The following is a 15465-nucleotide window of genomic DNA, read 5'->3' as shown; positions in this document are numbered from 1 at the left end:
ATTTCCGTACCACTGACGTAACAGGCGCAGTAAGTCTGGCTGAAGGTGTAGAAATGGTAATGCCGGGTGAAAATGTGACCATCGACGTAGAGTTGATTCACCCAATCGCAATGGAAGAAGGCTTGCGCTTTGCGATTCGTGAAGGTGGCCGAACAGTTGGTGCCGGTGTGGTTGCTAAAGTTATCGCTTAATCAGGAAGAATATAGATATGAAAAACCAGAAAATCCGTATTCGTCTGAAAGCTTATGACTACGCCCTGATTGACCGTTCTGCTCAGGAAATCGTGGATACTGCTAAACGTACTGGCGCTGTGGTAAAAGGCCCGATTCCTCTGCCTACTAAAATTGAACGTTTCAATCTGCTGCGTTCACCACACGTGAACAAAACTTCACGTGAACAGTTGGAAATCCGCACTCATCTGCGTCTGATGGACATTATCGACTGGACTGATAAAACCACTGATGCATTGATGAAACTGGACTTGCCAGCTGGCGTTGATGTAGAAATTAAAGTTCAATAATGAGCTGAACGACAAAAACGGACTGGATTTTATTCAGTCCGTTTTTAATTAACCACAGCATATAACAACTGTAGAAAAATCTCTCGTTACTATCGTTTGTACTGGTTAACTGCAAAAATTTCCATCTGATATACCTCAACACCAATACCTGCCGATATTGGTCAGTCAATGAATGATATCAAATTTACATCATCACTGTTTTTTCTTGCAGATGATGAATTCGATGATTAATCATCTCAGCCAAAATTTTTATACCACGTTCGATTTTTTCTTCCGGGACTGTCACAAAGGCAAGTCGAAAGCAATTGGTTTTTTCGGCATGAGCATAAAAAGTTTCGCCAGGAACAAAAGCCACTTTCTGGCTGATTGCGTCGCTGAGTAATTCAGTAGCATTGATATTTTCCGGTAACTCTACCCAAATAAACATGCCACCTTCAGGCTGATTCCAATGAACTTGTCTGGGCATATAACGTTTTAGTGAATCCAGCATGTACTGACAGCGCTTGGCATAGATTTCGCGAATTTTGGGAATATGGTGTGTAAGAAAATTATTCTTGCTCAGTACTTGATAGGCTATATATTGAGTCAGACTGGGAGTATGTAAATCTGCCGCCTGTTTGAGTTGTACCAGTTTGCCGATAAATTGCTCACTGGCGACAATAAAGCCCAAGCGTAGCCCCGGCGTTAATATTTTTGAAAATGAGCCCAAATAAATGGTGTTTTCCGATGCGAGACTATACAGACAAGGTAGACGATGACCCTGATAATCCAAATCACCATAGGGATCGTCTTCAACCAATATCAAATGATTATGTTTGGCTTTTGCTACCAGTGTTTGTCGCCGCGATTCCGTTAAACGACGACCTGTAGGATTTTGAAAGTTAGGGATTGTATACAAAAATTTTGCTTCAGCTGCCACATCATCGCTAATAGTTTCGGGTTTCAGCCCATCGCTATCACTTTCTATCGCAATATATTCTGGTGCGTATTGATTGAAAGCCTGTAATGCACCCAGATAAGTAGGGGTTTCTACCAAAACTTTATCATCAGAATCAATCAGCATTTTGCCTATTAAATCCAGAGCCTGCTGTGAACCGGTTACTATCAGAACCTGTGCTGGTTTTACTGCGGTTTGATCGCGCGCAGACAAATAATCAGCTATCCATTGGCGTAAAGGTGCATAACCTTCAGTGGGGCCATATTGCAATGCTCCGTAAATATCTTTGCTTTGTAGTACAGTGTCTGTGGCAGTTTTGATTTCTGTCAGCGGGAATGCATCGGGGGCAGGTAGACCTCCGGCGAAAGAGATGATATCGGGTTGCTCAGTTACCTTAAGAATTTCACGAATAGCAGAACTTTTTAATACCTGAGCACGATGCGAAAATTTCTGGTGCATATACGTATCTTTCCTGAAAGATAATCCATTTAATACGATAGAATATAGGTATAAGAATATTTATTTGTAACGAAGGGTTAGGGTTAAAGAATAAAAATTGATTAATTCAGACAATTATCGCTAACTGGCTGATATAACCAGATACAATAACAGCAAATATCAGGAATGAATAAAAAAATTTATCTATCGGGAGAAAATATAGCGTATTCGCCTAAGGATTGAGCTAATACGCTGTTAATAGATTTATGCGATGATATTTAACAGTTACTGGTTGTTTACAAACAGGCCTTTTCAGGACTCAGCAAATCAGTGAGGTTTTCACGTTGACGAATTAATTTATATTCTGCTCCATTTACCAGTACTTCTGCCGCTCGACAGCGGGTATTGTAGTTACTGGCCATACTCGATGCATAGGCACCTGTACTTTTAATCAACAGTAAATCACCAGCTTTAGCAGCAATGGTGCGGTCTTTGGCCAGAAAATCACCGGATTCACAGATCGGACCGACCACATCAGCGGTTAATTCATCTGCTGAAGTCTGGTTGGCATTAACAATGGCGTGATAGGCCTGATACAGCGATGGGCGCATCAAATCATTCATAGCGGCGTCGACGACAACGAAATTCTTTTCTTCGCCATGTTTAATGTATTCAACAGTAGTCAGTAAAGTGCCGGCATTACCAATCAGACTGCGACCCGGCTCCAGCATTAGCTGCAAATGACGACCAGCCAGCAACCGTTCCACGGCAGCAGCATAAGTAACTAAATCCGGCACATTTTCATTTTGATAAACAATACCAACTCCACCACCTAAATCAATATGTTCTAGGTGAATATTTAATGTGGCCAGTTTATCAACCAGCAGCAGCATGCGTTCCAGTGCTTCAACTAATGGCGATAAATCCGTTAACTGTGACCCGATGTGGCAGTCGATTCCAGTTATCAGCAGATGCGGTAAAGTGGCTGCCAGTTGGTAAGCTGCTATGGCATCTTGATAGGCAATACCAAATTTATTAGCTTTTAATCCGGTAGATATGTACGGATGAGTATGCGCGTTAACATCAGGGTTGATGCGCAAAGATATCGGGGCAATTTTGTCCAGTCTGGCTGCAATGGTATTGATGCGTTCTAGTTCCGGCAATGATTCAACATTAAAGCAGCGAATATTTTGCTTCAGCGCCCATTCTATTTCGGCACAGCTTTTACCCACGCCGGAAAAAATAATTTTTTTGGTATCGCCACCTGCAGTTAAAACGCGCTGTAACTCACCTCCGGAAACGATATCAAAGCCACAACCTAGTCGAGCAAAATAGCGCAAAATAGATAAATTACTATTAGCCTTAACTGCATAGCATATTAAGGGCTGTAAAGCGGCAAAAGCCTGCTGGTATTGATTAAGGGCCGCAGTCATGGCTTGCTGGCTGTATACATACAGTGGTGTACCGTATTCAGCAGCTAAAACGGAATAGGGTATTTGCTCACAATGGAAAGAATCAGTCATGTTTAGGTAGTGTTTTCTGGTCAATTGGGTCGATGGTCAAGCCGGTTTGTATTACGCCGTATTTGGCTTTATCACCTTCTTTAGGCAGATATAAGTCACCTTTATAGCCACAAGCAGACAAAAAACAGGTTGCAAGCACACTTAAAAATAAAAAACGAAGCATTAATCTGGCTCACTTTGATTTGAATGGCCGGTACGGCAAATTGCCATCACGGATAAAACTAGGATTTAGCCATATTATATGGCAAGATAACAGCTTGAATGTAATAAAATGTAGAGTTACGGTAAGCGAAATGACCGAAAGTGAATTTTTACAGTATAGCGATGAGCTGTTTGGTTATATTGATGAATGTATAGATACTGGTGGGTGGGAGTTGGATTGTGAGGCAGGTGGTAATGTACTCACTATTGAGTCCGACAACGGTGAGCAGATTATTGTTAATCGTCATGTGGCTACTCAAGAATTATGGATTGCTGCAAAAAGCGGTGGTTATCATTTTGCTTACCACGAAGGGCAATGGATTTCTGGTCGTGATGGCAGTGAATTTTTTGCAGTATTAAGCCAGGTATTATCAGCTGCCTGTAATGATACGGTGCTGATACCGGTATTAAACTAATTTATACAATGGGCGACTATGTTACACACCTTGATAAAACATGATTTAAAGGCTTTACAGGCATTTGTAGCCATTGTGGAGTGTCAGGGTGTTACTGCTGCTCAGAAGCGGCTTAATATGTCGCAGTCAGCCATCAGTACTCATCTGGCGCATCTGGAAGAGAGTCTAGGCGTGGTGCTATGCCGGCGTGGGCGTTCCGGTTTCGCCTTAACCAAAGCTGGCCATCAATTATATGAAGCTTGTACATTACTGCTTCAGGCAACCAGTGAATTTCACCGTGAGGTACAGAACATTAAGTGGCACCGCTCAGTGTTGTCTGGTACTTTGCGTATTGGACTAGTGGAATATCTGCCGGTAGATTTTCAGAATATCCTTAATAAGGTCATTGCCAGTGCATATCAGCATTATCCGGAGCTACGGCTGTCAATAGATATTTGTGCACCGCAGGATATTGAGATTGCCATCGCCAATAATCAGATGGATTTTGGTGTTGGTTATTATTACAGCCTTTTAAAGAATCTCCATTATCAACTGGTATTTGAAGAACGTGAGTATATTTATTGCCATATATCTCATCCAGCAGCTAAAGTGAGTGATTTAACATTAAATTTATTAGCTGAAGACTATCAATGGGTAAAACGTATTTATGCTCGGCAGCAAGAAGGTAATAGTTTGATGACAGGTAATACAACTGCTGTGGCTCATAAACAGCAAGCTACACTGATGTTTATTCTGGCAGGTAGCCATCTTGGCTTGTTATCTGAAGAAGTAGCGGAGTCTTATGTACGTAGCGGTGTATTAATACCACTGTTGACCCAGCAGGCTGCTAATATAGTAAATTATTTTGCTGTAACACGCCCGACCCCTGATCCTAGGGTAAACTGGTTTCTAGGAGAGCTGAGCGGGCTTTTGCCATGACTTAGAATTGTTTTCGCTAATAAAATTTTCTAATCCATTTTGTTTGTGCCATTTATTTTAATAACCAATAAGCATTTGTACTATAGAATGAGTGACTGTTCCCCGCTGCCAATAATCGGTCAAATAGATTTTCCGCGCAAAACTCCTAATTAAAGTAAAGCTAGCACAACAATTCTTTTTCATAGCAAATTGCAAATATAAAAGAGTATAAGTAAAAGCTAAAGGAGATTAATTTAGCGGATGTGCGCAATAGCTAAAGCCAGATAAAAACTTTTTTCTTGGTAAGAAATAACTCTATTTTTTACCTAAACGGATAGATAAAGTTATTGTTGCAGCCATTGTATTGGTTGCTGTTTAGGCGGTATTAAAGTGTATCAGTTATCGTACATTAATTGAAAAGACTTAATTCACAAACAGGCTAACAGCTAAATGTGCATAGAGATAATTTATATTATTTTGAAGGGCGCTTTATATGGGACTGGTGGAAGATTTAGATTCGAGCAAATAATGCTATTTATATGCAAGAAAATATTTTGAATTAACTATATAAAGAAGTTAATAAACCAGAATATTCTTCATAATGAAAAAGGTGCCTCTAGCATGAACACATTAACCCCCTTAAAAAAAAAGGGAGCCGTCACGATTGCTCTGTTGTTAACATTAATCAGTTGTCAGTCATTTAACAAAAATATCAAAAAATTGACTTTATCAGCAAACGAACAGCAGCAGGTTGATGCTTTACTAAACAATTCCCCGACACGCTGTGTTGGCACTTATTTAATTGATTTTCCTGCGGCATTTAAAGTCAATAATGAAAGCCTGTTTTATTATAAAGGCACGGGTGATTTTGTGATTACCACCCAAAAGCAGTATTTACCGCCGTTTAAACAGATGATCGCCCAGCGTGAGCAGGCGTTAAAAGATACTAAAACGATTGACCCGACCGATAGCCCCTATTTAAAAGCGGTGTATCCGGTACAGACTAATCATCCGGATAAAATGCAAGGGATTATTTTTGAACGGATGGAGAGTCCAGGTACCGATGATTCCGCCAGAATTCTTGAGGGTTACCGCTGGCAAGACGAAGTGACGTTAAAAATAGAGATGAAAGCGCAAAACGGTTCTGATAAAAAACATGATGAAAATCGGATGAAATATCCAGAACTCTATACAAATGATGTCCCAAAAAAATTACAAGAACTGCGCCAACTGTTTAAGCGAATTCAGCCACGTGACGATTTAAGTATTCCAACCACACCAGGCTTTTGTTTGTTACATGGATTTATGCAAGGTGAGGATAGCGAATGGAAAGATACCGGGGTTACTTATCGGTATAATGAGGACAATAATTTTTATTTTAGTATTTCGTATAACAATTATAAAGGTTTTTATAAGCTACTTGATCAAGCCGAAAGTTACGTAACCGATGATCGGGGGCACACTATTTATAAGGGCACGCGCGAAAGTCAAGGTTTGCTGTTAGAAGAGTGGTTAACCAAAGGGCAGTTTTTTTCGGATGAATCAGGTTATGAGTCAGATGACTGGTGGTATAAGTTTACATTAGGTATAAATATGCTCGATCCAACCTATAAAACGCCACAGTTGCAAATCAAAATGTATTATAAAATTCCCGAAGATGAAACTCAGGGGTATACGCAAGAGCAATTGATGGTGATTTGGCGAGAAATTACCAACAGTATTCGGGTGCGCACGGGTGCTTTTGGATTGGAGTAAAGACAAATAATAGTGATATTGCCTTAATTTATTGAGGTATTTTCTAATTTGCTTGAACAATAGTTCAATACTCGATCACAAACGGCGGTGGTAGTGTCCTCTAAAATGTGACGCTCTCCTTTGATGAGCCATCATTTTAACAAACAGTTTAGTTAAATCATTATTTCAGTTTATTTTCAAATTGAACAGGAGATAAATAATTCAAATGCGAATGTTTTGTCATCCGGTTAATGTAGGCTTCACAATACCACAATCGCATCGATTAGCCTTTTTCGACGCGATTAATAAATATCGTGATGACATTGGTTTAGTGGTTTTGATGTTGGCAATATAGCAATTATTTTTGTTTCTGTAGAATAATTGCTTATATATTGTTCAGTTATTATTATTTGAAGATGGCGATTATTCCTTGCTTTGTAAGTACTATATTGTCATTTTTTTAAATAATATGGGAATTAATCAAGCTTTGGAATAAAAAAATAAAGATTGCATATTTGGTTATTCATACAATTATCAGTATATTTAAATACAAGCTTTTGTGGCACGATAAGCTAAGAATCTTTAGAATTATCCTAGATTTTAGATAAAATTGGATATTTGGTGACAGAATTTGATTTCATTCAACAATATCTCTACCGGCAGCAGCAGGATAACGAACTGGTGTTGGGTATTGGTGATGATGCGGCCATTGTGCGGCCACGCAGTGGCTATGATTTGCATTTCAGTACAGATATGCTTGTGGGAGGAACCCATTTTTTTACAGATGTTGCCCCAGAAGATCTGGCGCATAAGGTATTAGCTGTCAATTTTTCAGATATGGCTGCTATGGGTGCTACTCCTCGCTGGGCTCTATTAAGCGTGGCATTACCGGAGCTGAAGCAAGACTGGTTAACCGCTTTTTGTGATGCATTGTTTGCACTGGCACGTCAATTTGGTGTTACCTTAATAGGAGGAGATACCACTAAGGGTAATTGGGTATTTAATGTTACCATTATTGGTGAAACACCACGCCAACAGGCATTACGCCGAGATGCAGCACAACTGGGTGATGATATCTGGGTGACCGGATTGCTGGGTTTGGCTGCGGCTGCTCTGGATGTGTACTTGCATAAGACTTCTTTACCAGCTGCAGTATTTGCTCAGTGTGAAGCTAAACGACTGCGTCCGGAACCTCGTGTTGCATTAGGAAAAGAGCTTTTATCACTGGCACATGCGGCACAGGATATATCTGATGGTCTCGCACAGGATATCAATCATATTCTCAAAGCCAGCAATGTTGGTGCAACAATAAATGTTGATTTGATTCCTTCATTACCAGATCTACGAATATCTGATGCATTTCTTCCGGCTCAGCTATACCATTGGCTTTTGGCTGGTGGTGACGATTATGAGCTGGTATTTACCGCTGCGCCCAGTCAACGTGAGGCAATTATGGCTGCAGCCAACAAAGTTAATACATCAGTAACAAAAATAGGTACCATTACCGCAGGGCGTGAGCTGCAATTAATTAATCATGCTGGCAATGTGATTCAGCTACAGCATCAGGGATTTGATCATTTTGGCTAATTCAGAAACGACTACACCTTTGGTTACCCCGACATGGCACTGGTTATGTAAGCATCCAGTGTGTTGGCTGGGCTTTGGCTTTGGTAGCGGTCTGGCACCTAAAGCACCTGGTACATTTGGGACGCTACCAGCATTGCCCTTGGCTGCATTGTGGCTCATGCTCGGTTTTTCGTTCTGGTACAACATTGTGTTTGCTGTCTTTCTTTTTCTGGTGGGTATTTTTATTTGTGATTACACTGAAAAAGCATTACACCGACAAGACTATGGTGGCATAGTCTGGGATGAAATAGCTGCCATGGTGCTGATTTTATTCTGCATACCAGCTGGCTGGATATGGTGGTTGGCTGCATTTGCGGTTTTTCGCTTTTTTGATGCAGTTAAACCTTGGCCGATTCGCTGGTTTGATAAGCGTGTCCATGGTGGTTTTGGGATTATGCTTGACGATTTGATTGCGGCTCTGTTCAGCTTAGTGGTGTTGTTACTGAGCGTCTATCTAATGATTTAACCAAATACAAATGTTGAAAATGTTTAGAACGACTAAATTTGAGCCATATAGCCGTAAATTAAATTACTTTATAGCTTCGATGGCTGTTATAGTCACAGCCGCTAGACATAACAAAAGCGATATTGATTGGAAAAGGAAAACAGTATGAATGGTCAGCTTTGGTTATATGTATCTTTAGCTGCAATAATCGGATTGTTGCTTGGATTGGGTTTGATGTGGTTAATTCTGCGCCGTGGAAAACAGCACCAGCACTATCAGGCCGTGAAAACCAGTTTTGATAACTATCGTCAGCAGGTAGACAAACATTTTATTGATACGGCTAATGCTATAGATGAAATGAATTGTAGTTATCAGAAAGTATTACAGCTATTAAATGCAGATGCGAAGCAATTAATGGAAAAAAAAGTCTTACAGGAGCAGCTGCGCAAACGTGCTGACAAGAGCATTACATTGGATTTCATGAGTAAAGGGGTGAATAAAAACTCTCCGGCTGATGCAGAATCATCCTTACCCTATACTGATATTACACAGGCAGCGGTTATACCGATTAATGGAATGCCGGACCAAGTGCCTGATCGCATCGGCCCCAATGTTGTTCACACGCATGAACAGCTGACTCAGCCCAAAAATTCCGTTCGGGACAATATAGCGACAACTAAAAACGAAGACTTACAGCAAAGCAAATCTTGAATACAAAATTATCATATTACTGAAAGCAGCTGGTTGTGACAGCTCATAAATACAACCTGCTGCTTTATTTCCTTAACAGATAAACTTAATATTTGTAAGTTTTTTCAGCCGTTGCTTCAGAAGTTTTGGTAGCAGCGGATGAAAGTACCAGTGTTGTTCATCCAGTCGAATGCAACCTGCCTGGGCTTCAATGATTACGTTGTTACCGGTAACAGCATCAATTTCAGTCAGCTGCAACTGGTGCCATTTGCCCCAGTCACAAACTGGTAATAACGGCGCATACTTTAAAACCAGCTTATTGTGTTTCTGGGTAGCAGCATCCTGTCGGCAATTACCATCACATAATCCTGCTGCCTGTTTAGGGCAGGGTTCATCTTGGGCAAGACTTTGTGGCGTTATATCCAGCACCGCCGGACACAAATCATACTGGCGAGCCCATTCTGCCAGTGCTCGCTTGGCTGCCCGTGGATGAACAAATAATCCAAACGGTGGTTGAGACAGGATCCCTTCTCTGAGGTGAACAATCCGAGCCTGCAGCTGACCATGAAAGTTTGGAACAAAAGTAACTGTATACCATTTCGCTGGTGCACTTTTTTCATCCGTACAACTATATCCATGATGCAACAAATAATAGCCTTGCAGCCAAACTGCATGCAATGTACTTACTGAAGGAATAAAATCTACGCTTCTAGCTAGCGACCAATCTTTTAAAGTATTTTTATGCTGGAGTAGCGTGCACATATCAGTAAATGCACGTTCCACTAACCTTATTTTGGTGTTTTCCTGCTGATTTGGCTGCCATAGAATCAGACCTGCACAATCTGGTAAAGAATACAACTGCTGGCGTAATTCTGATTGAAGCCATGAAGGCAGAAAACCAGGTTTAATCAATGTTTGCCAGTGGGTCATCCAAACTGATATGGTTTTTTCTTTTAAGCTGTATTGTAAAAATTCAGCCAGAGCTATGGCATCACCCATTGCCCGATGGCGTTTTGCAGCATCAATCTTAATTGCAAAGCGTTCAATAATGCTGTCTAGATTATGCTTAAAATATTGCGGATACAATTTGCGTGAAAATGGCACAGTGTCCAGGGTAGGAGCAGCAAAGTTAATCTGGCAGTGGGCAAAGGCATGGCGCAAAAAAGTATAATCAAAGCGGCTATTGTGCGCGACCAGTAAGTGCCCTCTTAATAAGGGTAATAATTCTGTGGCTATATCAGTAAAAACTGGCTTATCCTGCACCATTTCATTGCTGATGCCGGTTAACTGAGTAATGAATTCGCTAATAGGCTGCTGTGGATTAATTAGCCATTGATGCCGGCTGATACAACCTTCATGAAACCTCAAAATGGCTATTTCAGTAATCCGGTCATTTTCAAAGTGACCACCGGTGGTTTCCAGATCAACAATCGCAACTGGCAACGGCAGCGTGAACAAAACCGCTGCCAGCTCGGCAAATGCAGCGGCGTCATAATTGACAGCATGATTCATGACGCAAACAAATAACGCATAAAGAATAAGTATTTTATCTTAAAATGAATGCAAGTACAGCTAATAAAATATATGAAATGCATATTTAATCCTGTATTCAACCCCTTCAAATCGAAGAATTCTTTTTCATCAAAACAATATATTGCCTATTATTAATTTTTTTGAGCATCGCTAGTGTTGACACTGGAGTCAATGTTGCCTATACTGCACATCTTTCACGCACCCGTAGCTCAGTTGGATAGAGTATCTGGCTACGAACCAGAGGGTCGGGCGTTCGAATCGCTCCGGGTGCACCAAATCCGCGCCCATCGTCTAGCGGTTAGGACATCGCCCTTTCACGGCGGTAACCGGGGTTCGATTCCCCGTGGGCGTGCCAGTTTAAAAGAAAAGCCAGTTCATTCGAGCTGGCTTTTCTTTTATCTTTCGTATTCAACTAAAGTCAATAACATGGATATAGTTAAAAGAGCATTGAAGCGAGATTAGGGTAATCCGGTCACCTGTATCTTTCCATTAATGTTTAGAGTTAATTGGGTTTCTCCAGCTGCAACGTCCTGAATTGGAGCAGAGTTACTAGCTCGGCTCATCATCATAGGGCTAGCATAAGAGTTATAATTTCGACCACTCTGGCTGCTGCCTATACTCATATTCACTACTTTGTATCCATGTCCACCTAAATTATGAGTAATCTGTCGGGCTCGCTGCTGAAAAAGGGCAATGGCCTGCTGGGTCAATTTTGCTTCATTATTTTGCAGAGTAGCATCTGCAACCTGATAATCAATACCTTCAATCGCTGCCACTTTCTGTACTTCAGCAGCAAAACGATTTAGAGCAGATAAATTAGTACTTTTAATTTGTATCAGGGCAAAATCCTGCCAGCCATTGTCTATTCTCTTATCTTTTTGATAATCAAATCTAGGCTCAACCCTGCGGGTTAGCTGAGTGGTATTGAAATCCTCATGCCGGCGAGCAATGGCCAAAACCTGATTCAATTGATTAGTAACGTTACTGCTTACTTGTTGCCTGTTTATACCCTGCTGCTGAATTTTGAGTAGCAACACCATTTCATCGCGAGCTACAACTTGTTTCGCATCTGCGGTTAACTCAACGACACCATAATTCAGTCCTTCTGCCATGGAATTAAAACCACTAACAGACAGTATTATTGCGTACAAATAGGAAGAGTATCGAATATTCATTGTGTTAACTCTTGTTGTAATCAGATTGATGCAGATTAACAAAGCAGCAGAGTAAATACAATAATCAATTGATGAAAAGGAGAATAAGGAAATAAAAGATAGAATTTATTAGAGATGAGGGTGGCGAGCCAGACCCCCGGCACTGGTCGCTTTAAGCTGGGCTGCTTGCTTCCGCACCTGACCCGTTGTCCTAAATAACCATGCGGGGAGACCCGCCACAGCAGCGCATTATACCTATAGTTGGATTAATTCCCAAATTTTTTCACAATTTACTCATTTGCAAATAGAGTAGATGTTAAAACAATAAATATATCAAAGAATTAAATTCTCTCTAAATACGGATTTTCGTTTTTCGAGCGCCATAATTAGGTTGCAACAGGGCACATTGCGGATGATTATGCCGACTAAAGCGACGTGCTCGGCCAGGAATCTGCTGGCAAGTCACACTGACATCCTTATTGTCCAATCCTCTATTATTGTTTTCTGAATTAAATTTGCTATTGCGTTGATGCTGGTGTGGTGTGTGATTATTACTTTCCACTTTCACGGAGGATGTCTGTACAGCCTTATTTTCTGTTGGGGTCTGTTCCCACCAACGTGGCTCAAAACCCTCAATCCGCTCTATTAAAAGGTCATTTCCGGTCAATTCCTTTATCGCACCGAATACTTTCTGTTCCTGCTCATCCATTAATGAAATGGCCACGCCTTCTGCACCGGCACGTCCCGTACGTCCTATTCGGTGTACATAGTCTTCAGCATTCAGTGGCAGTTCATAATTAATTACAAAAGGCAGTTCGGCAATATCGAGTCCTCTAGCCGCCACATCAGTAGCCACCAGAACACGTAAACTGCCTTCCTTAAATTGAGCCAGTGTTTCCAGACGTGTTTGCTGCGATTTATCACCATGAATTGCCTGTGCAGTAATACCCCGTCGGTTTAATTCGCGATTAACCTGATCAACACTTTGCTTGGTGTTGCAGAATACAATTACCTGATTCATGTTCAGGTCGCATATCAGCCGTTGCAGAAGAGAACGTTTGCGCCCACTATCCAATGCAATAATATGTTGCTCCACATTGGCCGAAGTAGTATTTTGTGCTGTTACCTGAATTTTCTCAGGGTAATGCATGAAATCCTGTGCCAGCCGCTGAATTGCTGGTGCAAAGGTAGCAGAAAACAGTAGTGTTTGCCGTTGCGGCGGCAGCATCTGCATAATTTTGCGGATATCATCAATAAACCCCATATCCAGCATACGGTCTGCTTCGTCCAACACCACAATTTCCACCTTGTTCAGTTGAATATTTTTTTGCTGAACATGATCCAGCAGACGTCCTACTGTAGCAATGACAATTTCACAGCCCTGACGTAAATTCTGTTTCTGGATTTCCATATTCATACCACCAAACAAAACCGTCTGGCGTAAAGACAGATTTTTTAGATACCCCTGTACATTCTGGTCAATCTGATCTGCCAGTTCACGCGTAGGTGTCAGTACCAACATACGTACCGGATGCATCGCCGGAGAAGTACTGGTATTTCCATAACACTTTAGTCGCTCCAGACTCGGCAGCATAAATGCTGCGGTTTTTCCAGTACCGGTTTGTGCTGCCGCAAGTAAATCCGCACCAGCCAAAGCCTTTGGAATAGCGGCAGATTGGATAGGCGTAGGTTCCTGATAGCCCTGATCAGAAAGTGCAGAGACAATTTCCTGAGATAAGCCCAAATTGGCAAAAGCATTCATATAAGACAACCCCCAGCTGCTGCCAGCAATGACAAGCAACTGTAACGAATTCGATAGAACTAATTACTGAACAAATGTCAGCATTGTGAAAGACAACCTAACAACCGCTATCCGGCCGTCATGGAAGAGTCATAGCAACAACAAAGTTACTAAAGTAAGACAATAGTGTATCATCTTTATCAACCTCTTATAAACTTGACTGACAACCGTCTGCAATCAATAAAAATTCGTAAAAAATTATTCTGAGGAAATAACTTCATAAGTGGAAAACAGGCAGCAGTCGGACATTTCCACTCACAGCAGACAATAACAAAACTGTAAAATTCAAATACATAGCATAACTAAACTTTTGCTAAACACCTGACCAGAACCTTATGCGATAATTGATTTATTTAATCAATTATAAACAGGCGAGCACAACATCATGTCAGATGAAAAAAGCAAAGCACTGGCTGCGGCCCTAGCCCAAATAGAAAGAAGTTTTGGTAAAGGTTCCATCATGAAAATGGATGGCAGCCATACTGATGAAAACCTTGAAGTCATTTCTACCGGTTCACTTGGACTAGATTTGGCTTTGGGCGTAGGTGGCCTACCCAGAGGTCGTATTGTAGAAATCTACGGTCCAGAATCATCCGGTAAAACCACACTCTGTCTAGAAGCCATTGCTCAATGTCAGAAAGGTGGAGGTACCTGCGCCTTTATCGATGCCGAAAATGCCTTTGACCCCATCTATGCACGTAAACTAGGTGTAAAAGTTGAAGAATTATTGGTTTCCCAACCGGATACCGGTGAACAGGCTCTGGAGATCTGTGACATGCTGGTACGCAGTGGTGGTGTAGATATGGTTGTCGTTGACTCCGTCGCTGCACTGGTACCTAAAGCTGAAATCGAAGGCGAAATGGGTGACAGCCATGTTGGTTTACAGGCTCGTCTGATGAGTCAGGCCTTACGCAAATTAACTGGTAACATTAAAAAAACCAACACACTGGTTATCTTTATCAACCAGATTCGCATGAAAATCGGCGTAATGTTTGGAAACCCTGAAACCACGACTGGCGGTAATGCACTTAAATTTTACTCATCCGTACGATTAGACATCCGCAAAATCGGCCAGATTAAAAAAGGGGATGACGTCATTGGTAACGAAACACGCGTGAAAGTGATTAAAAACAAAGTTGCTCCACCGTTTAAGCAAGCCGAATTTGATATTTTATATGGCGAAGGCGTAAGCTGGGAGGGAGAACTGATAGATATTGGTGTTAAACTGGGTATCGTTGAAAAAGCTGGTGCTTGGTACAGCTACAATGGCAGCAAAATTGGTCAGGGTAAAGATAATGTACGCCAGTGGCTTAAAGACAACCCAGAAATTGCCAATGAAATCAATCTTAAAATTCGCAACAAAGTCGGTATCACTGCGCAGAATACCGAAGGGCAACTGGACGAAACTGACGGTGAAGCACCAGTTGACGAGTAAACCAGCAAAAAAGCTGCCCATCAAACGGCAGCTTTTTTATTGACAAGTCTGATTTCACTCCAAATAACAGTATATTAAGTCATCTCTCCTACGTGCATGTCATAACAAAAAAGCC

The 15465-nt window shown here is 41.3% G+C and carries 14 protein-coding genes, 2 tRNA genes, 1 other RNA gene and 1 pseudogene; 11 read left to right on the top strand and 7 right to left on the bottom strand.

Features of this window, described 5'->3' with window-relative positions; translation table 11 throughout:
• Positions 1 to 191 (top strand): annotated as a pseudogene (tuf, locus tag J3U64_RS04005) (elongation factor Tu); the annotation flags it as partial.
• A gap of 17 nt (positions 192 to 208) precedes the next feature.
• Positions 209 to 520 (top strand): 30S ribosomal protein S10, encoded by a 312-nt coding sequence (gene rpsJ / locus J3U64_RS04000; protein ID WP_025329903.1) that lies wholly within the window; start codon positions 209 to 211, stop codon positions 518 to 520.
• 184 nt (positions 521 to 704) lie between these two features.
• Here rpsJ and J3U64_RS03995 read toward each other — a convergent pair whose 3' ends face one another.
• From J3U64_RS03995 to lptM, 3 genes are all read right to left on the bottom strand, one after another.
• The gene (locus J3U64_RS03995; protein ID WP_267408355.1) at positions 705 to 1916 is read right to left on the bottom strand and encodes a PLP-dependent aminotransferase family protein; all 1212 of its coding nucleotides are present in this window, start codon (positions 1914 to 1916) and stop codon (positions 705 to 707) included.
• Between the two features lie 275 nt (positions 1917 to 2191).
• On the bottom strand, positions 2192 to 3418 hold the full coding sequence (lysA, locus tag J3U64_RS03990; RefSeq protein ID WP_267408354.1) for a diaminopimelate decarboxylase: 1227 nt from the start codon (positions 3416 to 3418) through the stop codon (positions 2192 to 2194).
• Positions 3411 to 3581 carry an LPS translocon maturation chaperone LptM gene (lptM, locus tag J3U64_RS03985; protein ID WP_100140802.1) on the bottom strand — a complete coding sequence of 57 codons (171 nt, stop codon included), beginning with the start codon at positions 3579 to 3581 and terminating at the stop codon, positions 3411 to 3413. Before lptM ends, lysA begins: the two co-directional genes overlap by 8 nt.
• Before the next feature lie 130 nt (positions 3582 to 3711).
• Between lptM and cyaY the strand changes: the two genes are divergently transcribed.
• From cyaY to J3U64_RS03955, 6 genes are all read left to right on the top strand, one after another.
• Positions 3712 to 4035 (top strand): iron donor protein CyaY, encoded by a 324-nt coding sequence (gene cyaY / locus J3U64_RS03980; protein ID WP_267392032.1) that lies wholly within the window; start codon positions 3712 to 3714, stop codon positions 4033 to 4035.
• 18 nt (positions 4036 to 4053) lie between these two features.
• The gene (locus J3U64_RS03975; protein ID WP_267392033.1) at positions 4054 to 4953 is read left to right on the top strand and encodes a LysR family transcriptional regulator; all 900 of its coding nucleotides are present in this window, start codon (positions 4054 to 4056) and stop codon (positions 4951 to 4953) included.
• Between the two features lie 600 nt (positions 4954 to 5553).
• Complete coding sequence (locus tag J3U64_RS03970) at positions 5554 to 6687, top strand: T6SS immunity protein Tli4 family protein (protein WP_267408353.1); 1134 nt, start codon at positions 5554 to 5556, stop codon at positions 6685 to 6687.
• Between the two features lie 600 nt (positions 6688 to 7287).
• A complete protein-coding gene (thiL, locus tag J3U64_RS03965; protein WP_267408352.1) occupies positions 7288 to 8253 on the top strand; it encodes a thiamine-phosphate kinase in 966 nt (321 codons plus the stop codon).
• Positions 8237 to 8758 carry a phosphatidylglycerophosphatase A gene (locus tag J3U64_RS03960; RefSeq protein ID WP_371687806.1) on the top strand — a complete coding sequence of 174 codons (522 nt, stop codon included), beginning with the start codon at positions 8237 to 8239 and terminating at the stop codon, positions 8756 to 8758. The genes thiL and J3U64_RS03960 overlap by 17 nt, the downstream gene beginning before the upstream one ends.
• Before the next feature lie 144 nt (positions 8759 to 8902).
• Positions 8903 to 9448 (top strand): ZapG family protein, encoded by a 546-nt coding sequence (locus J3U64_RS03955; protein ID WP_267392037.1) that lies wholly within the window; start codon positions 8903 to 8905, stop codon positions 9446 to 9448.
• A gap of 72 nt (positions 9449 to 9520) precedes the next feature.
• Here J3U64_RS03955 and J3U64_RS03950 read toward each other — a convergent pair whose 3' ends face one another.
• Complete coding sequence (locus J3U64_RS03950; protein WP_267408350.1) at positions 9521 to 10939, bottom strand: 3'-5' exonuclease family protein; 1419 nt, start codon at positions 10937 to 10939, stop codon at positions 9521 to 9523.
• 219 nt (positions 10940 to 11158) lie between these two features.
• Between J3U64_RS03950 and J3U64_RS03945 the strand changes: the two genes are divergently transcribed.
• Positions 11159 to 11235: transfer RNA gene (locus J3U64_RS03945), tRNA-Arg, on the top strand.
• Positions 11236 to 11240: 5 nt separating this feature from the next.
• Positions 11241 to 11315 (top strand) — tRNA-Glu (locus tag J3U64_RS03940).
• A gap of 103 nt (positions 11316 to 11418) precedes the next feature.
• On the opposite strand, the gene J3U64_RS03935 is transcribed toward J3U64_RS03940, so the two are convergent.
• From J3U64_RS03935 to J3U64_RS03925, 3 genes are all read right to left on the bottom strand, one after another.
• Positions 11419 to 12135: an SIMPL domain-containing protein gene (locus J3U64_RS03935; RefSeq protein WP_267408349.1), complete on the bottom strand. Its 717-nt coding sequence runs from the start codon at positions 12133 to 12135 to the stop codon at positions 11419 to 11421.
• Between the two features lie 119 nt (positions 12136 to 12254).
• Positions 12255 to 12352: signal recognition particle sRNA small type (gene ffs / locus J3U64_RS03930), an RNA gene on the bottom strand.
• A 114-nt stretch (positions 12353 to 12466) separates the two neighbouring features.
• On the bottom strand, positions 12467 to 13876 hold the full coding sequence (locus tag J3U64_RS03925) for a DEAD/DEAH box helicase (protein ID WP_267408348.1): 1410 nt from the start codon (positions 13874 to 13876) through the stop codon (positions 12467 to 12469).
• A 424-nt stretch (positions 13877 to 14300) separates the two neighbouring features.
• On the opposite strand from J3U64_RS03925, the gene recA reads away from it, so the two are divergent.
• The gene (gene recA / locus J3U64_RS03920) at positions 14301 to 15350 is read left to right on the top strand and encodes a recombinase RecA (RefSeq protein WP_267392042.1); all 1050 of its coding nucleotides are present in this window, start codon (positions 14301 to 14303) and stop codon (positions 15348 to 15350) included.
• Positions 15351 to 15465 lie beyond the last annotated feature (115 nt).

Source organism: Snodgrassella sp. B3800 (assembly GCF_026535865.1).
Lineage (GTDB): Bacteria > Pseudomonadota > Gammaproteobacteria > Burkholderiales > Neisseriaceae > Snodgrassella > Snodgrassella alvi_E.
The sequence above is the reverse complement of the archived record's forward strand: the minus strand, read 5'-3'. Positions and strand labels throughout refer to the sequence as shown.